Annotated in this window: 31 protein-coding genes; all 31 read left to right on the top strand. The window is 66.9% G+C overall.

Annotated elements, in window-relative coordinates; translation table 11 throughout:
* Window positions 1-24: 24 nt before the first annotated feature.
* Complete coding sequence (gene rplL / locus AB0I29_RS12690; protein WP_285100977.1) at window positions 25-408, top strand: 50S ribosomal protein L7/L12; 384 nt, start codon at window positions 25-27, stop codon at window positions 406-408.
* Between the two features lie 458 nt (window positions 409-866).
* Complete coding sequence (gene rpoB / locus AB0I29_RS12685) at window positions 867-4,379, top strand: DNA-directed RNA polymerase subunit beta (protein ID WP_285100979.1); 3,513 nt, start codon at window positions 867-869, stop codon at window positions 4,377-4,379.
* Window positions 4,380-4,456: 77 nt separating this feature from the next.
* Entirely contained in the window at window positions 4,457-8,341 is a 3,885-nt protein-coding gene (locus tag AB0I29_RS12680) for a DNA-directed RNA polymerase subunit beta' (protein WP_285100981.1), read from the top strand.
* A 426-nt stretch (window positions 8,342-8,767) separates the two neighbouring features.
* A complete protein-coding gene (gene rpsL / locus AB0I29_RS12675; RefSeq protein WP_020016109.1) occupies window positions 8,768-9,142 on the top strand; it encodes a 30S ribosomal protein S12 in 375 nt (124 codons plus the stop codon).
* Complete coding sequence (gene rpsG / locus AB0I29_RS12670; protein ID WP_020016110.1) at window positions 9,142-9,612, top strand: 30S ribosomal protein S7; 471 nt, start codon at window positions 9,142-9,144, stop codon at window positions 9,610-9,612. The genes rpsL and rpsG overlap by 1 nt, the downstream gene beginning before the upstream one ends.
* A 95-nt stretch (window positions 9,613-9,707) precedes the next feature.
* Window positions 9,708-11,810, top strand: a complete 2,103-nt coding sequence (gene fusA / locus AB0I29_RS12665) for an elongation factor G (RefSeq protein ID WP_285100983.1) — start codon at window positions 9,708-9,710, stop codon at window positions 11,808-11,810.
* Window positions 11,811-11,932: 122 nt separating this feature from the next.
* Window positions 11,933-13,129 carry an elongation factor Tu gene (tuf, locus tag AB0I29_RS12660; protein ID WP_285100985.1) on the top strand — a complete coding sequence of 399 codons (1,197 nt, stop codon included), beginning with the start codon at window positions 11,933-11,935 and terminating at the stop codon, window positions 13,127-13,129.
* A gap of 525 nt (window positions 13,130-13,654) precedes the next feature.
* Window positions 13,655-13,963, top strand: a complete 309-nt coding sequence (gene rpsJ, locus AB0I29_RS12655) for a 30S ribosomal protein S10 (protein WP_019146773.1) — start codon at window positions 13,655-13,657, stop codon at window positions 13,961-13,963.
* 14 nt (window positions 13,964-13,977) lie between these two features.
* Window positions 13,978-14,631 (top strand): 50S ribosomal protein L3, encoded by a 654-nt coding sequence (rplC, locus tag AB0I29_RS12650; RefSeq protein ID WP_285100986.1) that lies wholly within the window; start codon window positions 13,978-13,980, stop codon window positions 14,629-14,631.
* A gap of 5 nt (window positions 14,632-14,636) precedes the next feature.
* Complete coding sequence (rplD, locus tag AB0I29_RS12645) at window positions 14,637-15,329, top strand: 50S ribosomal protein L4 (RefSeq protein ID WP_285100988.1); 693 nt, start codon at window positions 14,637-14,639, stop codon at window positions 15,327-15,329.
* A complete protein-coding gene (gene rplW / locus AB0I29_RS12640; protein ID WP_020016115.1) occupies window positions 15,326-15,628 on the top strand; it encodes a 50S ribosomal protein L23 in 303 nt (100 codons plus the stop codon). Before rplD ends, rplW begins: the two co-directional genes overlap by 4 nt.
* 31 nt (window positions 15,629-15,659) lie before the next feature.
* Entirely contained in the window at window positions 15,660-16,496 is an 837-nt protein-coding gene (gene rplB, locus AB0I29_RS12635) for a 50S ribosomal protein L2 (RefSeq protein ID WP_020016116.1), read from the top strand.
* A 14-nt stretch (window positions 16,497-16,510) separates the two neighbouring features.
* On the top strand, window positions 16,511-16,792 hold the full coding sequence (gene rpsS / locus AB0I29_RS12630) for a 30S ribosomal protein S19 (RefSeq protein WP_020016117.1): 282 nt from the start codon (window positions 16,511-16,513) through the stop codon (window positions 16,790-16,792).
* A gap of 68 nt (window positions 16,793-16,860) precedes the next feature.
* Window positions 16,861-17,220 carry a 50S ribosomal protein L22 gene (gene rplV, locus AB0I29_RS12625; protein ID WP_020016118.1) on the top strand — a complete coding sequence of 120 codons (360 nt, stop codon included), beginning with the start codon at window positions 16,861-16,863 and terminating at the stop codon, window positions 17,218-17,220.
* Window positions 17,220-18,065: a 30S ribosomal protein S3 gene (gene rpsC, locus AB0I29_RS12620; protein WP_285100990.1), complete on the top strand. Its 846-nt coding sequence runs from the start codon at window positions 17,220-17,222 to the stop codon at window positions 18,063-18,065. The genes rplV and rpsC overlap by 1 nt, the downstream gene beginning before the upstream one ends.
* A gap of 2 nt (window positions 18,066-18,067) precedes the next feature.
* Window positions 18,068-18,484: a 50S ribosomal protein L16 gene (gene rplP / locus AB0I29_RS12615; RefSeq protein WP_020016120.1), complete on the top strand. Its 417-nt coding sequence runs from the start codon at window positions 18,068-18,070 to the stop codon at window positions 18,482-18,484.
* On the top strand, window positions 18,484-18,723 hold the full coding sequence (gene rpmC / locus AB0I29_RS12610; RefSeq protein ID WP_020016121.1) for a 50S ribosomal protein L29: 240 nt from the start codon (window positions 18,484-18,486) through the stop codon (window positions 18,721-18,723). Before rplP ends, rpmC begins: the two co-directional genes overlap by 1 nt.
* Before the next feature lie 4 nt (window positions 18,724-18,727).
* Window positions 18,728-19,018 (top strand): 30S ribosomal protein S17, encoded by a 291-nt coding sequence (rpsQ, locus tag AB0I29_RS12605; protein WP_020016122.1) that lies wholly within the window; start codon window positions 18,728-18,730, stop codon window positions 19,016-19,018.
* A 133-nt stretch (window positions 19,019-19,151) separates the two neighbouring features.
* Window positions 19,152-19,520, top strand: coding sequence for a 50S ribosomal protein L14 (gene rplN, locus AB0I29_RS12600; RefSeq protein ID WP_020016123.1), 369 nt, complete (start codon window positions 19,152-19,154; stop codon window positions 19,518-19,520).
* 2 nt (window positions 19,521-19,522) lie between these two features.
* Window positions 19,523-19,864 (top strand): 50S ribosomal protein L24, encoded by a 342-nt coding sequence (gene rplX / locus AB0I29_RS12595; RefSeq protein ID WP_020016124.1) that lies wholly within the window; start codon window positions 19,523-19,525, stop codon window positions 19,862-19,864.
* A complete protein-coding gene (gene rplE, locus AB0I29_RS12590; protein ID WP_020016125.1) occupies window positions 19,864-20,436 on the top strand; it encodes a 50S ribosomal protein L5 in 573 nt (190 codons plus the stop codon). Before rplX ends, rplE begins: the two co-directional genes overlap by 1 nt.
* A 1-nt stretch (window position 20,437) precedes the next feature.
* Window positions 20,438-20,623 carry a type Z 30S ribosomal protein S14 gene (locus AB0I29_RS12585; RefSeq protein WP_021480434.1) on the top strand — a complete coding sequence of 62 codons (186 nt, stop codon included), beginning with the start codon at window positions 20,438-20,440 and terminating at the stop codon, window positions 20,621-20,623.
* Between the two features lie 73 nt (window positions 20,624-20,696).
* Window positions 20,697-21,095 carry a 30S ribosomal protein S8 gene (rpsH, locus tag AB0I29_RS12580; protein WP_026365832.1) on the top strand — a complete coding sequence of 133 codons (399 nt, stop codon included), beginning with the start codon at window positions 20,697-20,699 and terminating at the stop codon, window positions 21,093-21,095.
* Window positions 21,096-21,116: 21 nt separating this feature from the next.
* Complete coding sequence (rplF, locus tag AB0I29_RS12575) at window positions 21,117-21,653, top strand: 50S ribosomal protein L6 (RefSeq protein ID WP_285100992.1); 537 nt, start codon at window positions 21,117-21,119, stop codon at window positions 21,651-21,653.
* Window positions 21,654-21,655: 2 nt separating this feature from the next.
* Window positions 21,656-22,027, top strand: coding sequence for a 50S ribosomal protein L18 (gene rplR / locus AB0I29_RS12570; protein WP_182620570.1), 372 nt, complete (start codon window positions 21,656-21,658; stop codon window positions 22,025-22,027).
* Between the two features lie 31 nt (window positions 22,028-22,058).
* Complete coding sequence (gene rpsE, locus AB0I29_RS12565; RefSeq protein WP_020016130.1) at window positions 22,059-22,712, top strand: 30S ribosomal protein S5; 654 nt, start codon at window positions 22,059-22,061, stop codon at window positions 22,710-22,712.
* Window positions 22,712-22,894: a 50S ribosomal protein L30 gene (gene rpmD, locus AB0I29_RS12560; protein ID WP_020016131.1), complete on the top strand. Its 183-nt coding sequence runs from the start codon at window positions 22,712-22,714 to the stop codon at window positions 22,892-22,894. The genes rpsE and rpmD overlap by 1 nt, the downstream gene beginning before the upstream one ends.
* Before the next feature lie 2 nt (window positions 22,895-22,896).
* The gene (gene rplO / locus AB0I29_RS12555; protein ID WP_285100994.1) at window positions 22,897-23,349 is read left to right on the top strand and encodes a 50S ribosomal protein L15; all 453 of its coding nucleotides are present in this window, start codon (window positions 22,897-22,899) and stop codon (window positions 23,347-23,349) included.
* A 213-nt stretch (window positions 23,350-23,562) separates the two neighbouring features.
* Window positions 23,563-24,858 (top strand): preprotein translocase subunit SecY, encoded by a 1,296-nt coding sequence (gene secY, locus AB0I29_RS12550; protein ID WP_285100996.1) that lies wholly within the window; start codon window positions 23,563-23,565, stop codon window positions 24,856-24,858.
* Between the two features lie 80 nt (window positions 24,859-24,938).
* Window positions 24,939-25,496: an adenylate kinase gene (locus tag AB0I29_RS12545; protein WP_285101254.1), complete on the top strand. Its 558-nt coding sequence runs from the start codon at window positions 24,939-24,941 to the stop codon at window positions 25,494-25,496.
* 3 nt (window positions 25,497-25,499) lie between these two features.
* Window positions 25,500-26,387, top strand: coding sequence for a type I methionyl aminopeptidase (gene map, locus AB0I29_RS12540; RefSeq protein ID WP_285100997.1), 888 nt, complete (start codon window positions 25,500-25,502; stop codon window positions 26,385-26,387).
* Window positions 26,388-26,416: the final 29 nt, after the last annotated feature.

Below are 26,416 nucleotides of genomic sequence, written 5' to 3'. Positions count from 1 at the left end.
GCGCCAACTGAAAGGAACGCCATCATGGCGAAGCTCTCCACCGACGAGCTCCTGTCCGCCTTCGAGGAGCTCACGCTCATCGAGCTCTCCGACTTCGTGAAGGCCTTCGAGGAGAAGTTCGACGTCACCGCCGCTGCTCCGGTCGCCGCTGCCGTTGCCGGCCCGGCCGCCGCTGCCGCTGAGGCCGTGGAGGAGAAGACCGAGTTCGACGTCATCCTCGAGGCTGCCGGCGACAAGAAGATCCAGGTCATCAAGGAGGTGCGCGCGCTCACGTCCCTCGGTCTCAAGGAGGCCAAGGACCTGGTCGACGGCGCGCCGAAGCCGGTTCTCGAGGGCGCCGACAAGGACGCCGCCGAGAAGGCGAAGGCTGCCCTGGAGGGCGCCGGCGCCACCGTCACCCTCAAGTGACCTCAGGCATCACCGCCTTCGGGCTGGTGTGACGGCCGCCCGGGCTCGTCCCGGGCGACCGTCCGCCGACTGCAGAGGCCCGCACCCCTCGGGGTGCGGGCCTCTCGCGTGTCCGGATTCGGCGAGGTCACGCGGGAATATCACCCGCGGCCGACCCGTTGAACCGCCCGAGCGCCGCCTCGTCCAGCCGCCACGCCGCGGCAGTGCGGATACGCAACGATTCGAGGATTCCCACAGTCTCGACGTGCAGGACCTAGGGCGACTGGACATACTAGAACCAGATAGGTATGCTAGCGCTTTGCGCCCGCGTGTGCCCTCGACGCCTCCCCCTGCTTCCCGAAAGTCCTGGTCGCATCCCCACTCAGGGGATGCCCACCGGTGACCGGTGAATCCGGCAGAGCATCCTGCAGCACCGCAGAGCGTACAGCGTTCACCCGAACTGCAGGGAAGGACCCCTCTTGGCTGCCTCGCGCACCCCTTCAGCTCCGTCCGCCGAAGCCATTGCGAACCGTACCGCTTCCCGTCGCGTTTCCTTCGCAAAGATCTATGAGCCACTCGAGGTCCCCGACCTGCTTGGCCTGCAGACCGAGAGCTTCGACTGGCTTCTTGGTAACCCAGCCTGGCAGGGCAGGGTAGAAACTGCCAAGGCGGCTGGTCGTAATGATGTCCCGGAAACCTCCGGACTGGAAGAGATCTTCGAGGAGATCTCCCCGATCGAGGACTTCGGCTCCTCGATGTCCCTCTCCTTCTCGAACCACCGCTTCGAGCCGCCGAAGTACACGGCGGACGAGTGCAAGGAGAAGGACTTCACCTACGCGGCCCCGCTGTTCGTCACCGCGGAGTTCGTCAACTACACCACCGGTGAGATCAAGAGCCAGACGGTCTTCATGGGCGACTTCCCGCTCATGACGGCGCGCGGCACCTTCATCATCAACGGCACCGAGCGCGTCGTCGTCTCGCAGCTGGTGCGTTCGCCGGGCGTGTACTTCGAGCGCACCCCGGACAAGACCAGCGACAAGGACGTCTTCTCCGCGAAGATCATCCCGTCGCGCGGTGCCTGGCTGGAGTTCGAGATCGACAAGCGCGACGCCGTCGGCGTCCGCGTCGACCGCAAGCGCAAGCAGTCCGTCACGGTGCTCCTCAAGGCCCTCGGCATGACCGAGTCGGAGATCCGCGAGCAGTTCGCCGAGTTCCCGTCGGTGCTCGACACCCTCGAGAAGGACCACGTCCACACCGAGGACGAGGCCCTGGTCGACCTGTACCGCAAGATCCGCCCGGGTGAGCCGCCGACGGTCGAGGCCGGTCGCGCGCTGCTGGAGAACTTCTACTTCAACCCGAAGCGCTACGACCTCGCGAAGGTCGGCCGCTACAAGGCGAACAAGAAGCTGGGTGTCGACGCGGAGCTGGCCGAGTCCACGCTGTCGCTGACCGACGTCGTGGCCACGATCAAGTACCTCGCGTCGCTGCACGCGGACAAGACCACCATGGACGGCGTCCGCAACGGGCAGCCCGTCGAGGTGCGCGTCGAGGTCGACGACATCGACCACTTTGGCAACCGCCGTATCCGCGCCGTGGGCGAGCTCATCCAGAACCAGGTGCGCACGGGTCTGTCCCGCATGGAGCGCGTGGTTCGCGAGCGCATGACCACGCAGGACGTCGAGGCCATCACGCCGCAGACGCTGATCAACATCCGTCCGGTCGTCGCGTCGATCCGTGAGTTCTTCGGCACCTCGCAGCTGTCGCAGTTCATGGACCAGAACAACCCGCTCGCCGGTCTGACGCACAAGCGTCGTCTGAACGCGCTGGGCCCGGGTGGTCTGTCGCGCGACCGCGCCGGCATGGAGGTCCGTGACGTCCACCCGTCGCACTACGGCCGCATGTGCCCGATCGAGACCCCTGAGGGTCCGAACATCGGTCTGATCGGTTCGCTCGCGTCGTTCGGTCGCATCAACCCGTTCGGCTTCATCGAGACGCCGTACCGCCGGGTCGAGAACGGCAAGGTCACCGACAACATCGACTACCTCACGGCCGATGACGAGGACCGCTACATCATCGCGCAGGCCAACACGCCGCTGCTCGAGGACGGCACGTTCGTCCTCGACCGCGTCCTGGTCCGCACGAAGGGTGGCGAGACCAACGACATCCCGGGCGCCGAGGTCGACTACATGGACATCTCGCCGCGCCAGATGGTGTCGGTCGCGACGGCCCTGATCCCGTTCCTCGAGCACGACGACGCCAACCGCGCCCTCATGGGTGCGAACATGCAGCGCCAGGCCGTGCCGCTGGTGCGGTCCGAGGCCCCCGTGGTCGGCACCGGCATGGAGCGCCGTGCGGCGGTCGACGCCGGCGACGTCATCGTGGCGACCAAGCCCGGTGTGGTCACCGAGGTCTCGGCCGACCTGGTGCTAGTGGCGAACGACGACGGCACGACGGGCTCGTACCGCGTGCACAAGTTCGTGCGCTCCAACCAGGGCACGAGCTACAACCAGCGCGTGCTGGTCGACGAGGGTGCGCGGGTCGAGGTCGGCTCCGTGCTCGCGGACGGCCCGGCGACGGACGAGGGCGAGCTCGCGCTCGGCCGCAACCTGCTGGTCGCGTTCATGTCGTGGGAGGGCCACAACTACGAGGACGCGATCATCCTGTCGCAGCGCCTCGTGGAGGACGACGTCCTCTCCTCGATCCACATCGAGGAGCACGAGGTCGACGCCCGCGACACCAAGCTGGGCCCCGAGGAGATCACGCGGGACATCCCCAACGTCTCGGAGGAGGTCCTCGCGGACCTCGACGAGCGCGGCGTGATCCGCATCGGTGCCGAGGTCGGCGCCGGCGACATCCTGGTCGGCAAGGTCACCCCCAAGGGTGAGACCGAGCTGACCCCGGAGGAGCGCCTGCTGCGGGCGATCTTCGGCGAGAAGGCGCGCGAGGTGCGCGACACCTCGCTCAAGGTGCCCCACGGCGAGCAGGGCACGGTCATCGCGGTGCGCGAGTTCAACCGGGAGGACGGCGACGAGCTGCCCGCCGGCGTGAACCAGCTGGTGCGCGTCTACATCGCGCAGCGCCGCAAGATCACCGTCGGTGACAAGCTGGCCGGCCGCCACGGCAACAAGGGCGTCATCTCGAAGATCCTCCCGCAGGAGGACATGCCGTTCCTCGAGGACGGCACGCCGGTCGACGTCATCCTGAACCCGCTGGGTGTGCCGGGCCGCATGAACGTGGGCCAGGTGCTGGAGACCCACCTCGGGTGGATCGCCAAGCAGGGCTGGGACGTCTCCCTCGCGGAGGACAAGGGCGGGGAGTGGCTGGAGAGCCTTCCCGAGGTCGCGCACAAGAGCGAGCCGAGCCGCCCCGTCGCCACCCCGGTGTTCGACGGTCTGGAGGAGGTCGCGCTCCGCGGTCTCTTCGGTGCGACCCTGCCGAACCGTGACGGTCAGCGCATGGTCAACCAGGACGGCAAGGCGCAGCTCTTCGACGGCCGCTCCGGCGAGCCGTTCCCGGAGCCCGTCTCCACCGGCTACATGTACATCCTGAAGCTGCACCACCTGGTCGACGACAAGATCCACGCGCGCTCGACCGGTCCGTACTCGATGATCACGCAGCAGCCGCTGGGTGGTAAGGCGCAGTTCGGTGGTCAGCGTTTCGGTGAGATGGAGGTCTGGGCTCTCGAGGCGTACGGCGCCGCGTACACGCTCCAGGAGCTGCTCACCATCAAGTCCGACGACGTCCCGGGCCGTGTCAAGGTCTACGAGGCGATCGTCAAGGGCGAGAACATCCCCGACTCGGGTATCCCGGAGTCCTTCAAGGTGCTTCTCAAGGAGATGCAGTCGCTGTGCCTGAACGTCGAGGTGCTCTCGAGCGACGGTGTCTCCATCGAGATGAAGGAGTCCGACGACGAGGTGTACCGCGCCGCTGAGGAGCTCGGCATCGACCTCTCGCGGCGGCCGAACGCCGCCTCCAGCGTCGACGAGATCTGATACCAGGCCGCGCCCGTGCACCGGGCGCGGACCTGGACACCCCGAGGATTTTCGAGAACTTCAGGAAGTAGGACATCTTGCTCGACGTCAACGTCTTCGACGAGCTGCGTATCGGCCTCGCCACGGCCGAGGACATCCGTGCCTGGTCGCACGGTGAGGTCAAGAAGCCAGAGACCATCAACTACCGCACCCTCAAGCCGGAGAAGGACGGGCTCTTCTGCGAGAAGATCTTCGGTCCGACCCGCGACTGGGAGTGCTACTGCGGCAAGTACAAGCGCGTGCGCTTCAAGGGCATCATCTGCGAGCGCTGTGGTGTGGAGGTCACGCGCTCCAAGGTGCGCCGTGAGCGCATGGGCCACATCGAGCTCGCCGCCCCCGTCACGCACATCTGGTTCTTCAAGGGTGTGCCGTCCCGTCTGGGCTACCTGCTGGACCTGGCACCGAAGGACCTGGAGAAGGTCATCTACTTCGCGGCCTACATGATCACGTCGGTCGACGACGAGGCCCGCCAGGAGGACCTGCCCAACCTGCAGAACGAGATCGATCTCGAGAAGAAGGAGATCTCCGACCGCCGGGACAACGACATCAACACCCGCGCCCAGAAGCTCGAGGCCGACCTGGCCGAGCTCGAGGCCGAGGGTGCCAAGGCCGACGCGCGCCGCAAGGTGCGTGACTCCGCCGAGCGCGAGATGGCTCAGCTGCGCAAGCGCGCGGACCAGGAGCTGGACCGCCTCGAGCAGGTCTGGGACCGGTTCAAGAACCTCAAGGTCGCCGACCTCGAGGGCGACGAGATGCTGTACCGCCAGCTCCAGGACCGCTACGGCACCTACTTCGAGGGTGCGATGGGCGCGAACGCGATCCAGCAGCGCCTGCAGAACTTCGACCTGGACGCCGAGGCCGAGTCGCTGCGCGAGACCATCCGCTCGGGCAAGGGCCAGCGCAAGACCCGCGCCCTCAAGCGCCTCAAGGTCGTGAACGCGTTCCTGACGACCACCAACTCGCCCACGGCGATGGTGCTCGACGCCGTCCCGGTCATCCCGCCGGACCTGCGCCCGATGGTGCAGCTCGACGGTGGCCGGTTCGCGACGTCGGACCTGAACGACCTGTACCGCCGCGTCATCAACCGGAACAACCGCCTCAAGCGGCTCCTGGACCTGGGCGCGCCGGAGATCATCGTCAACAACGAGAAGCGGATGCTCCAGGAGGCCGTCGACTCGCTGTTCGACAACGGCCGTCGTGGTCGCCCGGTGACGGGCCCGGGCAACCGTCCGCTGAAGTCGATCTCCGACATGCTCAAGGGCAAGCAGGGCCGGTTCCGCCAGAACCTGCTCGGCAAGCGCGTCGACTACTCGGGCCGTTCGGTCATCGTGGTCGGCCCGCAGCTCAAGCTGCACCAGTGCGGTCTGCCCAAGCAGATGGCGCTCGAGCTGTTCAAGCCGTTCGTCATGAAGCGGCTCGTGGAGCTGAACCACGCACAGAACATCAAGAGCGCCAAGCGCATGGTCGAGCGCACCCGCCCCGTGGTCTGGGACGTGCTCGAAGAGGTCATCACGGAGCACCCGGTGCTCCTGAACCGTGCGCCGACGCTGCACCGTCTGGGCATCCAGGCGTTCGAGCCGCAGCTCGTCGAGGGCAAGGCCATCCACCTGCACCCGCTCGTCTGCGGCGCGTTCAACGCCGACTTCGACGGTGACCAGATGGCCGTGCACCTGCCGCTGAGCGCCGAGGCGCAGGCCGAGGCCCGCATCCTCATGCTCTCGAGCAACAACATCCTCAAGCCGTCGGACGGTCGTCCGGTGACCATGCCCTCGCAGGACATGATCATCGGTCTGCACCACCTCACGAGCGACCGTCCGGGCGCCGTGGGCGAGGGGCGTGCGTTCGGTTCCGTGGCCGAGGCCATCATGGCCTTCGACCGGGGCGAGCTGGACATCAACGCCAAGATCCGGCTGCGGATGTCCGACCTGGTGCCGCCGCTGAAGGACTTCGAGGCTCCCGAGGGCTGGGAGCAGGGGCAGCAGCTCCTGTTCGACACCACCCTCGGCCGGTACCTGTTCAACGAGACGCTGCCCGTCGACTACCCGTACGAGAACGGTGTGGCCGACAAGAAGCGGCTGTCGACGATCGTCAACGACCTCGCCGAGCGCTACCCGAAGGTGGAGGTGGCCGCGGCGCTGGACGCGCTGAAGGACGCCGGCTACCGCTGGGCCACGCGTTCCGGTGTCACGATCGCCATCTCGGACGTCGCCGCGCCGACCGTCAAGGGCGAGATCCTCGACGAGCACGAGGCTCGGGCCCTCAAGGTCCAGCAGCAGTTCGACAAGGGTCTGATCACCGACGACGAGCGCCGTCAGGAGCTCATCGAGATCTGGACGCAGGCGACCGACAAGGTCGCGTCGGCCATGCGGGTCAACCTCGAGAGCAACGCGCGGAACACCGTCATGCGCATGGTGGGCTCGGGTGCTCGTGGTAACTGGATGCAGGTTCGTCAGATCGCCGGTATGCGCGGTCTGGTGGCGAACCCGAAGGGCGAGATCATCCCTCGTCCGATCAAGTCCAACTACCGTGAGGGCCTGTCCGTCCTCGAGTACTTCATCGCGACGCACGGTGCCCGCAAGGGTCTGGCCGACACGGCCCTCCGTACGGCGGACTCGGGTTACCTGACCCGTCGTCTGGTGGACGTCTCGCAGGACGTCATCATCCGCGAGGAGGACTGCGGTACCGAGCGTGGCCTCACGCTGCCGGTCGCGGAGAAGCTCGCGGACGGCTCGCTCGTCCCGGACGACCGCGTCGAGACCAGCATCTACTCGCGTACCTTCGCGACCGACGTGGTGGACGCCGACGGCAACGTCATCGCGACCGCCGGGTCGGACGCCGGCGACGTCATCATCGACCAGGTCATCGCCGCGGGCATCGAGAACGTCAAGGTCCGTTCGGTCCTGACGTGCGAGTCCCGCGTCGGTACCTGCGCCAAGTGCTACGGCCGCTCCCTGGCCACGGGTCTGCTCGTGGACATCGGCGAGGCCGTCGGCATCATCGCGGCGCAGTCGATCGGTGAGCCGGGCACGCAGCTGACGATGCGTACCTTCCACACCGGTGGTGTGGCTGCCGCCGAGGACATCACGCAGGGTCTCCCGCGTGTCACCGAGCTCTTCGAGGCCCGCACCCCCAAGGGTGAGGCGCCCATCGCGGAGTACACGGGTCGCGTGACGATCGAGGACACCGAGCGGACGCGTCACCTCGTGCTGACGCCGGACGACGGTGGCGAGGAGATCAAGTACCCGGTCACCAAGCGTGCCCGTCTGAAGATCGCGGACGGCGACCACGTGACGGTCGGTACCCAGCTCGTCCAGGGCGCCGTCGACCCGAAGAAGGTGCTGCGCATCCTCGGCCCCCGTGCCACGCAGACGCACCTGGTGGACCAGGTCCAGGAGACCTACCGCAGCCAGGGTGTGGACATCCACGACAAGCACATCGAGGTCATCGTGCGGCAGATGCTGCGTCGCGTGACCGTGCTCGACTCGGGTGACTCGCAGCTGCTGCCGGGTGAGCTCGCGGAGCGCATGCGCTTCGAGGACGCCAACCGCAAGGCCGTGTCGGAGGGTGGCCAGCCGGCCGCCGGCCGTCCGGAGCTGATGGGTATCACGAAGGCCTCGCTCGCCACCGACTCGTGGCTCTCGGCGGCCTCCTTCCAGGAGACCACCCGGGTGCTCACCGAGGCGTCGATGAGCGGTCGCCGTGACCCGCTGCTGGGCCTCAAGGAGAACGTCATCATCGGTAAGCTCATCCCGGCCGGTACGGGTCTGCCCCGTTACCGCAACGTCGAGGTGGAGCCCACCGAGCAGGCCAAGGCCGAGCTCTACCCGAGCTTCGGCTACGACGAGATCGACTTCCCGACCCTCGGTATGGGTTCGGGCGAGGCGATCCCGCTGGAGGACCTGGACCTCGGCGACTTCCGCTGACCTGATCCTCTGACCGTCAGGTAGAGCGCCTGTCCTGCTCCGCACGGGTTCGTCCCGTGCGGCGGCCGGGCAGGCGCTCTACTTGGCGGTTTTCGGGTGCATCTCACACCCGATTCGTTTTGACCCCCCGTAGACACGCGGGTAACCTAGGAATCCGTGCCTGCGCCGTCGGGCCGCACCTCTTGAAGGCCGCCGCAAGGTGGCTTCGGAAGCGGCCGATGTGAGTGCGTGGGCGCCCCGGCAAGAACCTCCCGAGGCACGTCGTGCCTTGATGGGTGGAGCCGGGCCATCGAGCCGGTGGTAAGTGGCGTAGCAGTCCCCGTGCGGGGCTGTGGGTGCCGCATGCGATCGGCACGCACAAGCCAGAACCATTGACGGGGACGCCGGCAGGGCGTCGCCGAAGCTCAAGAAGACGACGGAGACGTAGTGCCTACGATCCAGCAGCTCGTCCGCAAGGGGCGGACCTCGAAGGCCGGGAAGTCGAAGACCCCGGCCCTCAAGGGCTCCCCCCAGCGGCGCGGCGTGTGCACCCGTGTGTACACCACCACCCCCAAGAAGCCGAACTCGGCCCTCCGCAAGGTCGCCCGTGTGAAGCTCTCCTCGCAGGTCGAGGTCACCGCGTACATCCCCGGTGTCGGCCACAACCTGCAGGAGCACTCCATCGTGCTCGTGCGCGGCGGCCGTGTGAAGGACCTTCCCGGTGTCCGCTACAAGATCGTCCGCGGCGCGCTCGACACGCAGGGCGTGAAGGGCCGCAAGCAGGCTCGGTCTCGTTACGGCGCCAAGAAGGAGAAGAGCTGATGCCCCGCAAGGGTCCGGCCCCGAAGCGGCCGCTCATCGTCGACCCGGTCTACGGGTCCCCGGTTGTCACGCAGCTGATCAACAAGGTCCTGCTCGACGGCAAGAAGTCGACCGCCGAGGCGATCGTCTACGGCGCCCTCGAGGGCGTCCGTGCCAAGACCGACGGCGACCCTGTCGTGGTGCTCAAGCGCGCGCTCGACAACGTCCGTCCGGCTCTCGAGGTGCGCTCCCGCCGTGTCGGTGGCGCCACCTACCAGGTGCCGGTCGACGTGCGCCCGACGCGCGCCACCACGCTCGCGCTCCGCTGGCTCACCGACTTCTCCCGCGCTCGCCGCGAGAAGACGATGACCGAGCGTCTCATGAACGAGATCCTCGACGCGTCGAACGGTCTCGGTGCCGCGGTCAAGCGCCGCGAGGACATGCACAAGATGGCCGACTCCAACAAGGCCTTCGCGCACTACCGCTGGTAGTAGCTTCCGAGCGGCCCCGGGTGACCCCCGGGGCCGTCGGTGGATGCATAACCGCCGGCCCCCAAGCCCACCTTTAGACCAAGGGGTAAGACACCGTGGCACTCGACGTGCTGACCGACCTGAACAAGGTCCGCAACATCGGCATCATGGCCCACATCGATGCCGGAAAGACCACGACGACCGAGCGCATCCTGTTCTACACGGGTGTGAACTACAAGATCGGTGAGACGCACGACGGTGCGTCGACGATGGACTGGATGGAGCAGGAGCAGGAGCGCGGCATCACGATCACGTCCGCCGCGACGACCTGCTACTGGAAGAACAACCAGATCAACATCATCGACACGCCGGGCCACGTCGACTTCACGGTCGAGGTGGAGCGGTCGCTCCGCGTGCTCGACGGCGCGGTTGCCGTTTTCGACGGCAAGGAGGGTGTCGAGCCCCAGTCCGAGACGGTGTGGCGGCAGGCGGACAAGTACGACGTCCCGCGTATCTGCTTCGTCAACAAGATGGACAAGCTCGGTGCGGACTTCTACTTCACCGTCGACACGATCATCAACCGCCTCAAGGCGAAGCCGCTCGTCATCCAGCTCCCCATCGGTGCTGAGAACGACTTCGAGGGCGTCGTCGACCTGGTCGAGATGAAGGCGCTCACGTGGCGCGGCGACACCAAGATGGGCGAGGAGTACGAGGTCGAGGAGATCCCGGCCGACCTCCAGGAGAAGGCTGAGCAGTACCGTGCCCAGCTCGTGGAGGCCGTCGCCGAGACCGACGAGGAGCTGCTCGAGAAGTACCTGGGCGGCGAGGAGCTGACGATCGCCGAGATCAAGGGCGGCATCCGCAAGCTCGTGATCAACTCGGAGGCCTTCCCGGTCCTCTGCGGCTCGGCGTTCAAGAACAAGGGCGTGCAGCCCATGCTCGACGCCGTCATCGACTACCTCCCGTCGCCGCTCGACGTGCCGGCCGTCCAGGGCCACGACGTCAAGGACGCCGAGAAGATCATCGAGCGTCGCCCCGACGAGTCGGAGCCGTTCTCGGCTCTCGCCTTCAAGGTCGCCACGCACCCGTTCTTCGGCAAGCTGACCTACGTCCGCGTCTACTCGGGCAAGGTCGCGCAGGGCGCCCAGGTGCAGAACTCGACCAAGGGCAAGAAGGAGCGCATCGGGAAGCTCTTCCAGATGCACTCCAACAAGGAGAACCCGGTCGAGGAAGCCCACGCAGGGCACATCTACGCGTTCATCGGCCTCAAGGACGTCACCACCGGTGACACCCTGTCGGACCCGCAGGACCAGGTCATCCTCGAGTCGATGAGCTTCCCGGAGCCCGTCATCGACGTGGCCATCGAGCCGAAGACGAAGGCCGACCAGGAGAAGCTGTCGACCGCGATCCAGAAGCTCGCGCAGGAGGACCCGACCTTCCGCGTGAAGTTGGACGACGAGACCGGCCAGACCGTCATCGGCGGTATGGGCGAGCTCCACCTCGACATCCTCGTCGACCGCATGCGTCGCGAGTTCAAGGTCGAGGCGAACGTCGGCAAGCCGCAGGTCGCGTACCGCGAGACGATCCGCCGCACGGCGGAGAAGATCGACTACACGCACAAGAAGCAGACGGGTGGTTCCGGCCAGTTCGCCAAGGTCCAGGTGACCTTCGCGCCGCTGGAGACGTCGGAGGGCGAGCTCTACGAGTTCGAGAACGCCGTCACCGGTGGCCGCATCCCGCGCGAGTACATCCCGTCGGTCGACGCCGGTATCCAGTCGGCCATGCAGCAGGGTGTGCTGGCAGGCTTCCCGGTCGTCGGCGTGAAGGCGACGCTGATCGACGGTGCGTACCACGACGTCGACTCCTCGGAGATGGCGTTCAAGATTGCCGGTTCGATGGTCTTCAAGGAAGGCGTCAAGCGCGCCGACCCTGTCCTGCTCGAGCCGGTCATGGCCGTCGAGGTGCGTACGCCCGAGGAGTACATGGGCGACGTGATCGGCGACATCAACTCTCGACGTGGCATGATCCAGTCCATGGAGGACGCGACCGGTGTGAAGGTCGTTCGCGCCCAGGTGCCGCTCAGCGAGATGTTCGGCTACATCGGTGACCTCCGGTCGAAGACCCAGGGTCGCGCGGTGTACTCGATGCAGTTCGACAGCTACGCCGAGGTTCCCAAGGCAGTTGCCGAAGAGATCATCAAGAAGACCCGGGGCGAGTGAGTCCCCACAGGTCGACCCGCACAACCAACCTGTAGGAAAAACCGCACGCCCCGCAGTTGTAGGCTTCTTGGCCGAGCATCTGCAACGTTCGGAACATCTACCCAAGTCCCAGGAGGACCCCAGTGGCTAAGGCCAAGTTCGAGCGGACCAAGCCGCACGTCAACATCGGCACGATCGGTCACGTCGACCACGGTAAGACGACGCTGACCGCCGCGATCTCGAAGACGCTTGCGGACAAGTACCCGGAGCTCCCGGCGAACACGCAGCGCAACTTCGACGAGATCGACGCCGCGCCGGAGGAGAAGCAGCGCGGTATCACGATCAACATCGCGCACATCGAGTACGAGACGCCGAAGCGCCACTACGCGCACGTCGACGCCCCGGGTCACGCCGACTACATCAAGAACATGATCACCGGTGCCGCCCAGATGGACGGCGCGATCCTGGTGGTCGCCGCGACCGACGGCCCGATGGCCCAGACGCGTGAGCACGTGCTGCTCGCCCGCCAGGTCGGCGTGCCCTACCTGCTCGTGGCGCTCAACAAGTCCGACATGGTCGACGACGAGGAGATCCTCGAGCTCGTCGAGATGGAGGTCCGTGAGCTCCTCTCCTCGCAGGAGTTCGACGGTGACAACGCGCCGGTCGTTCGCGTCTCGGGCCTCAAGGCTCTCGAGGGCGACCCGGAGTGGGTCGAGAAGATCGTCGAGCTGATGGACGCCGTCGACGAGAACGTTCCGGAGCCGGAGCGCGACCTCGACAAGCCGTTCCTCATGCCGATCGAGGACGTCTTCACGATCACCGGTCGTGGCACCGTCGTCACCGGCAAGGTCGAGCGTGGAACCCTGGACATCAACTCCGATGTCGAGATCGTGGGTATCCGCGTTCCGCAGAAGACCACCGTCACGGGCATCGAGACGTTCCACAAGCAGATGGACCAGGCGCAGGCCGGCGACAACACCGGTCTCCTCCTGCGTGGCATCAAGCGCGAGGACGTCGAGCGTGGCCAGGTCGTCGTGAAGCCGGGTTCGATCACCCCGCACACGAACTTCGAGGCTCAGGTCTACATCCTGGGCAAGGACGAGGGTGGCCGTCACAACCCGTTCTACTCGAACTACCGCCCGCAGTTCTACTTCCGCACCACGGACGTCACCGGCGTCATCACGCTGCCCGAGGGCACCGAGATGGTCATGCCCGGCGACAACACCGAGATGTCGGTCGAGCTGATCCAGCCGATCGCCATGGAGGAGGGCCTGGGCTTCGCCATCCGCGAGGGTGGCCGCACGGTCGGATCGGGCCGCGTCACCAAGATCCTCAAGTGATCCTGGAGCACGGACTCATCTGACGGAAGTCAGCTGAACGATGGGGCCCGGGCGCTTCGGCGCCCGGGCCCTGTTGCTTGAGTAGTGGGCATCACACCGCCTTGCGTTTGGTACATGCCAAGTCGTATGGCAAGATTGCATAGTTGCCTGTCACAGGCGCGCTCTTTCAAGTGTCGAACAGTGTGCAGAACCGCAGTCCAGGTCCCGGATCGATCGGGGCCGACAGAGGCTGGAGCGGTCATCCTCCCGGGGTAATCCGGATGAGGGGTCGCGGGGTTTATCGCCTGCTATTCGATGCGTATGGGGCGCCCCGCGGAGCACACGTCCTCCGGATCTCCGGAGGCACTGTTCCGAGCAGGCTCGGCAAACGTCGTGGTCGGTCCGGCTGTAGAGCTGGGTCAGATCACTTCCCAACGGCCCCGGCACCAGCAATGGTGTTCTGCGCCCGGCTGTGCCGCATTAAGCGACACGCCCGAGTGCGTGGGTCGGACAGTAGCGGTTCGAGAGAGAGAGTCAGACGACGCCATGGCGGGACAGAAGATCCGCATCCGGCTCAAGTCCTACGACCACGAGGTGATCGACAGTTCGGCGCGCAAGATCGTCGACACGGTCACTCGCGCTGGTGCGACGGTCGTGGGTCCGGTGCCGCTGCCGACGGAGAAGAACGTCTTCGTTGTGATCCGGTCGCCTCACAAGTACAAGGACAGCCGCGAGCACTTCGAGATGCGTACGCACAAGCGGCTCATCGACATCATCGATCCCACGCCCAAGGCCGTCGACTCGCTCATGCGACTCGACCTGCCGGCGGACGTGAACATCGAGATCAAGCTCTGAGGCTGGAGGACATCATGACCAACCAGCAGAAGAACGTGACCGCGTTGCTCGGCACGAAGCTTGGTATGACCCAGCTCTGGGACGAGGCAGGCCGCCTCGTGCCGGTGACCGTGGTCTCCGTGGGCACCAACGTGGTGACCCAGATCCGCACGGTGGACACCGACGGCTACGCGGCGGTTCAGCTCGCGGCCGGCCAGGTCGACCCCCGCAAGGTCACCAAGCCCCTCAAGGGCCACTTCGAGAAGGCCGGCGTGACGCCGCGCCGTCACGTGGCCGAGATCCGCACCGAGAACGCCGGCGAGTTCACGCTCGGCCAGGAGATCACCGCTGAGGCCTTCGAGGCCGGCGCCCTGGTCGACGTCGTCGGTACCACCAAGGGCAAGGGCACCGCCGGTGTGATGAAGCGTCACGGCTTCTCCGGCGTGGGCGCCTCGCACGGTGCGCACCGCAACCACCGCAAGCCGGGCTCGATCGGTGGCGCCTCGACGCCGTCGCGAGTCTTCAAGGGCCTGCGGATGGCCGGTCGGATGGGTAACGCCCGTCAGACCACCCAGAACCTGACCGTTCACGCGGTCGACGCCGAGAAGGGTCTGCTGCTCGTCAAGGGCGCGGTTCCCGGCCCCAAGGGTGGCGTCGTCCTCGTGCGTAACGCCGCGAAGGGAGCGTGAACCCGATGACCGCTCTGACTGTCGACGTCCTGGACGCCCAGGGCAAGAAGTCCGGCACCGCCGACCTCCCCGCTGAGGTGTTCGACGTCGCCGTGAACGTCCCGCTGATCCACCAGGTGGTCGTTGCGCAGCGCGCAGCCGCCCGCCAGGGCACGGCCTCCACGAAGACTCGTGGCGAGGTCCGTGGTGGTGGCCGCAAGCCGTACAAGCAGAAGGGCACCGGTCGCGCCCGCCAGGGTTCGACGCGCGCCCCGCAGTTCGCCGGTGGTGGCACCGTCCACGGCCCGCAGCCGCGCAAGTACGACCAGCGCACCCCGAAGAAGATGAAGGCCGCCGCCCTGCGCGGTGCGCTCTCCGACCGCGCTCGTGCCGGTCGCGTGCACGTCGTCGCCGGCTTCGGCATCGAGGGCGTCCCGTCCACCAAGACGGCGCTCGCCACGATCAAGAAGTTCACGGAGCGCGAGAACGTGCTCGTCGTGACGCAGCGCGACGACGAGGCGACGATCAAGTCGCTCCGCAACGTGCCCGAGGTGCACCTCCTGGTCGCCGACCAGCTGAACACCTACGACGTGCTCGTCTCCGACGACGTCATCTTCACCGAGGGCGCGCTCGCCGCGTTCCTCGAGGGCCCGGCCAAGGGCGGGAAGGCTGTCGCGACGGAGTCCGAGGCCGAGACCACCGAGGAGGACGCCAAGTGAGCGTCACCGTGAAGGACCCGCGCGACATCCTGCTCGCGCCGGTCGTCTCCGAGAAGAGCTACAACCTTCTCGACGAGGGCAAGTACACCTTCATCGTGGACCCGAGCGCCAACAAGACCGAGATCAAGATCGCGATCGAGAAGGTCTTCAGCGTCAAGGTCGCCTCGGTGAACACGATCAACCGCAAGGGCAAGACGCGTCGCACGCGTTTCGGCCTCGGCAAGCGCAAGGACACGAAGCGTGCGATTGTCACCCTCCGCGAGGGCACGATCGACATCTTCGGCGGTCCGGTCGGCTGAGCTGACGAGAGACGATTGAGGACAGGTTTCCATGGGAATCCGTAAGTACAAGCCGACGACGCCCGGCCGTCGAGGCTCCAGCGTCGCCGACTTCGTCGAGGTCACGCGCTCGCAGCCGGAGAAGTCGCTGATCCGCCCGCTGAGCAAGACCGGTGGTCGTAACAACACCGGTCGTATCACGACGCGGCACAAGGGTGGCGGCCACAAGCGCGCCTACCGCGTCATCGACTTCCGTCGCCACGACAAGGACGGCGTGCCAGCGAAGGTCGCTCACATCGAGTACGACCCCAACCGCACGGCCCGCATCGCGCTCCTGCACTACGCGGACGGCGAGAAGCGCTACATCATCGCGCCGAACAAGCTGTCGCAGGGCGACCGCATCGAGGCCGGTGCAGGCGCCGACATCAAGCCCGGCAACAACCTGCCGCTGCGCAACATCCCGACCGGTACGGTCATCCACGCCATCGAGCTCCGGCCCGGCGGCGGTGCGAAGATCGCGCGTTCGGCTGGTGCGTCGGTGCAGCTCGTCGCCAAGGACGGCCCGTACGCGCAGCTGCGCATGCCGTCCGGTGAGATCCGCAACGTCGACCTGCGCTGCCGCGCGACGGTCGGCGAGGTCGGCAACGCCGAGCAGTCGAACATCAACTGGGGCAAGGCCGGCCGCATGCGCTGGAAGGGCAAGCGCCCGACCGTGCGCGGTGTCGCCATGAACCCGGTCGACCACCCCCACGGTGGTGGTGAGGGTAAGACGTCCGGTGGTCGTCACCCGGTGAGCCCCTGGGGCCAGGCGGAGGGTCGTACCCGCCGTCCGAACAAGTCGAGCGACCGGATGATCGTCCGTCGCCGTCGTACCGGCAAGAAGCGCTGATAGGAGCCTGAAACATGCCTCGTAGCCTGAAGAAGGGCCCCTTCGTCGACGGACACCTCCAGAAGAAGGTGGACGTCCAGAACGAGAAGGGGACCAAGAATGTCATCAAGACCTGGTCCCGTCGGTCGGTCGTCACGCCCGACTTTCTCGGTCACACCTTTGCCGTGCACGACGGTCGCAAGCACGTCCCGGTCTTCGTGACCGAGGCGATGGTCGGCCACAAGCTCGGCGAGTTCGCTCCCACGCGGACCTTCCGCGGCCACGTGAAGGACGACAGGAAGGGTCGTCGCCGCTGAGGCGTGGGGTTCTCCCCACCCACAGCAGTGATGACCTGGACTGTCTGAGAAAAGGAAGCAGGACAGCAATGGAAGCCAAGGCGCAGGCGCGGTTCGTCCGTGTCACGCCCCAGAAGGCCCGGCGCGTCGTGGACCTCATCCGTGGCAAGCAGGCCTCTGAGGCCGTCGCGGTGCTGAAGTTCGCACCGCAGGCCGCCAGCGAGCCGATCCGCAAGGTTGTGGAGAGCGCGATCGCCAACGCTCGGGTGAAGGCCGACCGCGCCAGCGAGCGCTTCGACGAGAACGACCTGGTCGTCTCCGTCGCGTTCGTCGACGAGGGGCCGACGCTCAAGCGGTTCCGCCCGCGGGCTCAGGGACGTGCAACGCGCATTCTCAAGCGCACCAGCCACATCACCGTGGTGCTCGCCGACAAGGAAGGGGCCCGATAGTGGGACAGAAGGTTCACCCGCACGGGTACCGCCTCGGTATCACCACCGACCACCGGTCGCGTTGGTTCGCCGACAGCACCAAGCCTGGTCAGCGGTACCGCGACTACGTCCGTGAGGACGTGCAGATCCGCAAGCTCATGGGCACCGGCCTCGAGCGTGCAGGCATCTCCAAGGTCGAGATCGAGCGCACCCGCGACCGCGTCCGCGTGGACATCCACACGGCGCGTCCGGGCATCGTGATCGGCCGTCGGGGTGCTGAGGCAGACCGCATCCGCGGTGAGCTCGAGAAGCTCACGGGCAAGCAGGTCCAGCTCAACATCCTCGAGGTCAAGAACGCGGAGATCGACGCGCAGCTCGTTGCTCAGGGCATTGCCGAGCAGCTCGCCAGCCGTGTCTCGTTCCGTCGCGCGATGCGCAAGGGCATGCAGTCCGCCCAGCGCGCCGGCGCGAAGGGCATCCGCGTGCAGGTCGCCGGCCGCCTCGGCGGCGCCGAGATGAGCCGTTCGGAGTTCTACCGCGAGGGCCGCGTGCCCCTGCACACGCTCCGCGCGTACATCGACTACGGCTTCTACGAGGCCCGCACCACCTTCGGCCGCATCGGCGTGAAGGTGTGGATCTACAAGGGCGAGACCACCGAGAAGGAATTCGCCGCTCAGCAGGCTGCAGCCGCGCCCCGTCAGGGCCGTGGCCGGGGCGACCGCCCTGAGCGTGGCGAGCGCGGCGGAGACCGTCGTGGCGGTCGTCGCAACGAGCGTCCGGCCGAGCGCAGCGCCGAGTCCGCCACTGGTGCTCCAGTGGCGGAGACCCCCGCTGCATCGGCCGCAGAGACCGGAACGGAGGCCTGACCATGCTGATCCCGCGCAGGGTCAAGCACCGCAAGCAGCACCACCCGTCGCGCTCCGGCGCGGCCAAGGGTGGCACCCAGATCGCGTTCGGCGACTTCGGCATCCAGGCTCTGGAGCCGGCGTACGTCACCAACCGCCAGATCGAGGCGGCGCGTATCGCAATGACTCGCCACATCAAGCGTGGCGGCAAGGTGTGGATCAACATCTACCCTGACCGTCCGCTGACCAAGAAGCCTGCCGAGACCCGCATGGGTTCCGGTAAGGGTTCGCCGGAGTGGTGGGTCGCCAACGTCAAGCCGGGCCGCATCGTTTTCGAGCTGGCCGGCGTGGACGAGTCCCTTGCACGTGAGGCCATGCGCCGCGCGATGCACAAGCTCCCGATGAAGTGCCGTTTCGTGGTGCGCGAGGGTGGTGTCTGATGGCTATCGGTACCCAGGGGCTCGCCCCGATCGATCTGGACGGCATGGACGACGAGACTCTCGTCGGCAAGCTGAAGGAAGCCAAGGAGGAGCTGTTCAACCTCCGCTTCCAGTCGGCGACCGGCCAGCTCGAGAGCCACGGTCGTCTCAAGGCCGTGCGTCGCGACATCGCCCGGATCTACACGATCCTGCGCGAGCGCGAGCTCGGCATCCGTACGGCTCCGAGCGTGAGTGAGTGAGGCAATGAGCGACAACACGACTGCTGCTGAGGCCCCCGAGGCCCAGCGCGCGACGCGTAAGGTGCGCCGCGGCTACGTGGTGAGCGACAAGATGGACAAGACCATCGTGATCGAGGTCGAGGACCGGGTGAAGCACCCGCTCTACGCCAAGGTCATCCGTCGCACCACGAAGGTCAAGGCGCACGACGAGCAGAACAGCGCCGGCATCGGCGACCTCGTTCTGATCATGGAGACCCGCCCGCTGTCCGCCACCAAGCGGTTCCGGCTCGTGGAGATCCTCGAGAAGGCCAAGTAAGACTTCTCTTCCCGCTGGGGGCGGTGCGTGACACACGTACGCGTGGCGCCCCCAGCACAGCAACTATCCGTTCGGCCAGGCTCGCCGGAACCAGTCCGCGCGAGAACCAGTTCGACGACAGGAGTTCACTCAAATGATCCAGCAGGAGTCGCGACTTCGGGTCGCCGACAACACGGGTGCCAAGGAGATTCTCTGCATCCGCGTTCTCGGTGGCTCCGGCCGTCGCTACGCCGGAATCGGCGACACCATCGTCGCCACCGTCAAGGACGCGATCCCGGGCGGCAACGTGAAGAAGGGCGACGTCATCAAGGCTGTCGTCGTCCGGACCGCCAAGGAGCGCCGTCGTCCCGACGGTTCCTACATCAAGTTCGACGAGAACGCCGCCGTCATCCTGAAGAACGACGGTGAGCCTCGCGGCACCCGCATCTTCGGCCCGGTGGGTCGTGAGCTGCGTGACAAGCGGTTCATGAAGATCATCTCGCTGGCTCCGGAGGTGCTCTGACCATGGCGAAGATCAAGAAGGGCGACCAGGTCATCGTGATCTCGGGTCGCGACAAGGGCAAGACCGGCCGCGTGCTCGAGGTCCTCAAGGACTCCGACCGCCTCGTGGTCGAGGGTGTTCAGCGCGTCACGAAGCACACCAAGGTGGGGCAGTCGCAGCGCGGCACCCGCACCGGTGGCATCGAGACGGTCGAGGCGCCGATCCACGTGAGCAACGTGATGATCGTCGACCCGGAGACCAAGAAGGGCACCCGCGTCGGGTACCGCCTCGAGCAGGTGGAGCGTGACGGTCGTACCAAGACCGTCCGGATCCGCGTCGCGAAGCGCTCCGGGAAGGACATCTGATGACCGAGACGACCATCGAGGCCCCGGCCCAGCCGCGCCTCAAGCAGAAGTACCGCGAGGAGATCCTCTCGGCGCTGATCGAGGAGTTCGGCCACAAGAACCTGCACCAGGCCGGCGGTCTCACGAAGATCGTCGTGAACATGGGTGTCGGCGACGCGGCCAAGGACTCGAAGCTCATCGAGGGCGCGATCCGCGACCTCTCGGCGATCACCGGTCAGAAGCCGCAGGTCACCAAGGCTCGTAAGTCCATCGCTCAGTTCAAGCTGCGCGAGGGCATGCCGATCGGCGCGCACGTCACGCTCCGCGGCGACCGCATGTGGGAGTTCCTCGACCGCCTGCTGTCCACCGCTCTGCCGCGTATCCGCGACTTCCGCGGCCTGTCGCCCAAGCAGTTCGACGGCCACGGCAACTACACCTTCGGTCTCACGGAGCAGTCGATGTTCCACGAGATCGACCAGGACAAGATCGACCGGGTCCGCGGTATGGACATCACGGTCGTGACGACGGCGACGACCGACGACGAGGGCCGCTCTCTGCTGCGCCGTCTCGGCTTCCCCTTCAAGGAGAACTGACATGGCGAAGAAGGCCCTGATCAACAAGGCGGCCGCCAAGCCGAAGTTCGCGGTTCGCGCCTACACCCGGTGCCAGAAGTGCGGTCGCCCGCACTCCGTCTACCGCAAGTTCGGCCTGTGCCGCATCTGCGTGCGGGAGATGGCCCACCGTGGCGAGCTTCCCGGCGTCACCAAGAGCAGCTGGTAACACAACTACGCCGTAGGTCCGTCCAGCCACACGAGGCAGTTCGGATACCCCGGCGAGGAAGGGCAAGAGCCCGATGACTATGACCGACCCGATCGCAGACATGCTGACCCGTCTGCGTAACGCGAACTCGGCGCACCACGACACGGTCACCATGCCGTCGTCGAAGCTGAAGACGCACATCGCTGAGATCCTGCAGGCCGAGGGCTACATCGCCGGCTGGTCCGTGGAGGACGCCCAGGTGGGCAAGTCCCTCACGCTCGAGCTGAAGTACGGCCAGAACCGGGAGCGCGCCCTTGCCGGCGTGCGCCGGATCTCGAAGCCCGGCCTGCGCGTCTACCGCAAGTCCACCGAACTGCCCAAGGTCCTCGGCGGCCTGGGCGTGGCGATCCTGTCCACGTCCTCCGGCCTGCTGACCGACCGTCAGGCACAGGCCAAGGGCGTCGGCGGCGAAGTCCTCGCCTACGTCTGGTAATCCGGAAAGGAGAAAACGCCAATGTCTCGAATCGGCAAGCTTCCCGTTCCGGTCCCAGCCGGCGTGGACATCACTGTCAGCGGCGCGCTCGTGACCGTGAAGGGCCCCAAGGGTTCCCTCGAGCACAACGTGCCCGCACCCATCAATGTCGCCCAGGAGGACACCCAGATCGTGGTGTCCCGTCCGGACGACGAGCGGAACTCCCGTGCGCTGCACGGCCTCACCCGCACGCTGATCGCCAACATGATCACGGGCGTGACCGAGGGTTACGAGAAGAAGCTCGAGATCGTCGGTACTGGTTACCGTGTCGTGGCGAAGGGTTCGAGCCTCGAGTTCGCGCTCGGCTTCAGCCACCCCGTTGTCATCGAGCCCCCTGCTGGTGTCACGTTCGCTGTCGAGAGCCCCACCAAGTTCTCGGTCTCGGGCATCGACAAGCAGCAGGTCGGCGAGGTCGCGGCGAACATTCGCAAGATCCGCAAGCCCGAGCCCTACAAGGGCAAGGGCGTGCGCTACGCCGGCGAGAACGTCCGCCGCAAGGTCGGAAAGGCTGGTAAGTGACGATGGCTATCAAGATCCTGGGCAAGGGCAAGTCCGTCGCTCGCCAGCGTCGTCACCTGCGCCTGCGCAAGAAGATCACCGGCACCGCCGTTCGTCCCCGTCTGGTCGTCACCCGTTCCGCGCGCCACATGGTCGCGCAGATCGTGGACGACGGCCTGGGCAAGACCGTCGCCTCGGCGTCGACCCTCGAGGCCGACCTGCGTGCGTTCGACGGCGACAAGACGGCCAAGGCCCGCAAGGTCGGCGAGCTCGTCGCCGAGCGTGCCAAGGCTGTCGGCGTCGACACCGTCGTGTTCGACCGCGGCGGCAACAAGTACCACGGTCGCGTCGCTGCTGTGGCTGACGGCGCCCGCGAGGGCGGTCTGGCCCTGTGATGACCAACGCACGGAAGAAGAGGACTCTCTGATGGCTGCAGGGCAGCGCAGCGGCGCCCCCCAGGGTGCCGCCACCGAGAACAAGGACCGCAACGACCGCCGTGGTGGCGGGCGTCGGGACGACCGTCGCGGCGGGCGCGAGGAGAAGAGCGCCTTCGTCGAGAAGGTCGTCTCCATCAACCGCGTCGCCAAGGTCGTCAAGGGCGGCCGTCGCTTCAGCTTCACCGCGCTCGTCGTGGTGGGCGATGGTGACGGAACCGTCGGCGTCGGCTACGGCAAGGCCAAGGAAGTTCCGGCCGCGATCGCCAAGGGTGTCGAGGAGGCGAAGAAGAACTTCTTCCGCGTCCCTCGCATCCAGGGCACCATCCCTCACCCCATCCAGGGTGAGGCCGCTGCCGGTGTCGTGTTCCTGCGTCCGGCGTCGCCGGGTACCGGTGTGATCGCCGGTGGTCCGGTGCGCGCCGTGCTGGAGTGCGCCGGCATCCACGACGTGCTGAGCAAGTCGCTCGGTTCGTCCAACGCGATCAACATCGTGCACGCCACGGTCGCGGCCCTGCAGGGTCTCGAGGAGCCGGCTGCTGTTGCCGCTCGTCGTGGGCTCCCGCTGGAGGACGTGGCCCCGGCCGCGCTGCTCCGCGCGCAGGCCGCCGGTCGTGCCGAGTCGACTGCAAAGGCGGGTGCGTGATGGCTCGACTCAAGGTGACTCAGACCAAGTCCGCCATCGGCGGCAAGCAGAACCAGCGTGACACGCTGCGGACGCTCGGCCTCAAGCGGATCGGCGACACCGCCGTGAAGGAGGACCGCGCGGAGATCCGTGGCATGGTCAAGACGGTGGCGCACCTCGTCGCCGTCGAGGAGGTCGAGTGATCATGGCGGAGAACAAGCCGCTGAAGGTCCACCACCTCCGTCCGGCCCCCGGCGCCAAGACCGCGAAGACCCGTGTGGGTCGCGGTGAGGGCTCGAAGGGTAAGACGGCGGGTCGTGGTACCAAGGGTACGAAGGCTCGTTACCAGGTGCCCGCGGGCTTCGAGGGTGGGCAGATGCCTCTGCACATGCGCCTCCCGAAGCTGCGTGGGTTCAAGAACCCGTTCCGGGTCGAGTACCAGGTCGTGAACCTGGACAAGCTTTCCGCGCTGTTCCCCGAGGGTGGCTCCGTCACCGTCGAGGACCTGGTCGCGAAGGGCGCCGTCCGCAAGGGCGAGCCCGTGAAGGTGCTCGGCAACGGTGAGATCACCGTCAAGCTCGAGATCGCGGTCGACCGCGTCTCGACGTCCGCCAAGGAGAAGATCCTGGCGGCCGGCGGTTCGGTCTCGGAGGCCTGAGACATCTGACAGGGCCGGCGGCGCGTGAGCGCGGCCGGCCCTGTGTGCTCTCTTGAGTATTTCCCGGAGCGAACGTGGTCCACCGGACCCCGTAAGCAACGTAGAATCCGACACGGTCTGGCTGCACCGTTGTGGTCTGGCCCACGTTCGACTCACCTCGCCGGCGTCCCGCCGGCGACACTAGATCCCGCAACGGCGGGCCAGGAGGATAGGGTGCTCAGCGCTTTCGGCCGGGCTTTCCGGACGCCAGACCTGCGGCGCAAGCTGCTGTTCACGATCGCGATCATGGCGATCTTCCGGCTCGGGTCGTTCATCCCGACCCCCGGTGTGGACTACGCGAACGTGCAGCAATGTATCGCCCAGGCGGGCAACAACTCGCTGCTCGGCCTCATCAACGTCTTCAGCGGCGGCGCACTGCTGCAGCTGTCGATCTTCGCCCTCGGGATCATGCCGTACATCACGGCGAGCATCATCGTGCAGCTGCTTCGCGTGGTCATCCCACGCTTCGAGGCCCTGCACAAGGAGGGCCAGTCGGGCCAGACCAAGCTGACCCAGTACACGCGCTACCTCACGATCGCCCTCGCGATCCTGCAGTCCACGACCGTCATCACGACGGCGCGTCAGGGCGTGCTCTTCCAGAACTGCGGTCTGAACGTGATCGTCGACGACACCATCCTCACCTCGATCTTCATGGTCATCACCATGACCGCGGGTACGGGTCTGGTCATGTGGCTCGGCGAGCTGATCACCGAGCGCGGCGTCGGCAACGGCATGTCCCTGCTGATCTTCACGTCGATCGCGGCCAGCTTCCCGACCTCCCTGTGGTCGATCGCCGGTGGCGCCAACGGCGTCGTGAACTTCACGATCATGATCCTGGTCATCGTCCTGGTGATCGGTCTCGTGGTGTTCGTCGAGCAGTCGCAGCGCCGCATCCCGGTGCAGTACGCGAAGCGCATGGTCGGCCGCCGCATGTATGGCGGCACCAGCACGTACATCCCGATCAAGATCAACATGTCCGGCGTGATCCCCGTGATCTTCGCGGCGTCGATCCTCGCCATCCCGGGCCTCCTCGCCCAGTTCGGGGACCAGACCTCCGAGTGGGTCATCTGGATCTCCAACAACCTGGTCCAGCAGTCGTCGCCGCTCTACATCGCGGTGTACACGCTGATGATCATCTTCTTCTGCTTCTTCTACACGTCGATCACGTTCAACCCGGACGAGGTCGCGGACAACATGAAGAAGTACGGCGGCTTCATCCCCGGCATCCGTGCCGGCCGCCCCACGGCGGAGTACCTCGACTTCGTGATCACCCGGATCACCTCCGCCGGTTCCCTGTACCTCGCGCTGATCGCGCTGATCCCGACGCTGGTGCTCGTCTTCCTTGGCGTCAGCACCAACCTGCCCTTCGGCGGTAGCTCGATCCTCATCGTGGTCGGCGTCGGGCTGGAGACGGTCAAGCAGATCGACTCCCAGCTGCAGCAGCGCCACTACGAAGGATTCCTCCGTTGAGCCAGACTCCCACCACCACCTCTCGCCGCGAGCTGCACGCTCGTCCGGACCAGGAGGGCCAGGTCACGCGCCTGGTCATCATGGGCCCGCAGGGCGCGGGCAAGGGTACGCAGGCTGCCCGCCTCGCCGAGGTCTTCGGGATCGTCCCGATCTCCACGGGCGACATCTTCCGCTCGAACATCGCGGGGGAGACCGAGCTGGGCAAGCTCGCACAGGAGTACACGAACAAGGGCGACCTGGTCCCGGACGAGGTCACCAACGAGATGGTCCGTGACCGTCTCGGCCAGCCCGACGTCAAGGACGGCTTCATCCTCGACGGGTACCCGCGCAACGCCGCCCAGGTGACGGAGCTCGACCAGATCCTCGCCGACCTCGGCTGGGAGCTGGACGGCGTCATCGAGCTGACGGCGGACCGTGCGGAGCTCCTGAGCCGCATCGCGAAGCGGGCCGAGGAGGAGGGCCGGGACGACGACACCGAGGACGCCATCGCGCGCCGCCTCGACATCTACGCGGAGCAGACCGCCCCGCTCACGGCGGCCTACGGGGAGCGCAACCTGCTGGTGCAGGTCGACGGGCTCGGCGAGATCGCCGAGGTCACCGACCGCATCGTCGCCTCGCTCGCGACCCAGCTGGGCTGAGCGGTGGTCTTCGGCCGGGAGCGGATCGAGTACAAGACGCCGGACCAGGTGCGCCTCATGCGGCGCGCCGGTCTGGTGGTCGCCGAGACGCTCGCCGCGGTCCGGGCTGCCGCCCGGCCCGGCCTGACCACCGCCGACCTGGACGCCGTCGCCTCCCGGACGATCGAGGCGGCGGGCGCCACGCCGTCGTTCCTGGGCTACCAGGGCTTCCCGGCAGTCATCTGCACATCGGTCAACGACGAGGTCATCCACGGCATCCCGGGCAGCCGGGTGCTGGCCGCGGGTGACCTCGTCTCCGTCGACTGCGGCGCGATCGTCGAGGGCTGGCACGGCGACTCGGCGATCTCCTTCGTCCTGGGCGCCGAGGGCCCCCTGGACCACCGGCTGCCCGACGACGACCTGGTCGCCGCAGGAGGGGACCTCGCCGACATCGCGCTCGTCCGGGCCACCGAGACCGCCATGTGGGCGGGCATCGCAACGCTGGCGTCGGCCAGGCGGCTGAACGCCGTGGGCGAGGCGGTCGAGACCGCCGTCGAGCTGGCCGGCGAGCTCACCGGTGCCGAGTACGGCATCGTCGAGGAGTACGTGGGGCACGGCATCGGCAGCGCCATGCACCAGCCCCCGGACGTGCACAACTACCGGACGTCGGGATCGGGCCCGCGCCTGCGGTCAGGGATGTGCCTCGCCATCGAGCCGATGATCAGCCGTGGCGGCGGCGAGACCCAGGTGCTCGCGGACGACTGGACGGTGGTCACCACGGACGGCTCGCGGGCGGCGCACTGGGAGCACTCGACGGCCATCACGGAGGACGGCATCGTCGTCCTGACGGCGGTCGACGGGGGAGCCGAGCGTCTCGCCGACTTCGGGGTGCGGCCGGTAGCGCTCGCCTAGACCCGAGGACTTTCACCCGGGGTCTATTT

The sequence above is a fragment of the Promicromonospora sp. NPDC050262 genome (genome assembly GCF_040655935.1).
Taxonomy (GTDB): Bacteria; Actinomycetota; Actinomycetes; order Actinomycetales; family Cellulomonadaceae; genus Promicromonospora.
The sequence above is the reverse complement of the archived record's forward strand: the minus strand, read 5'-3'. Positions and strand labels throughout refer to the sequence as shown.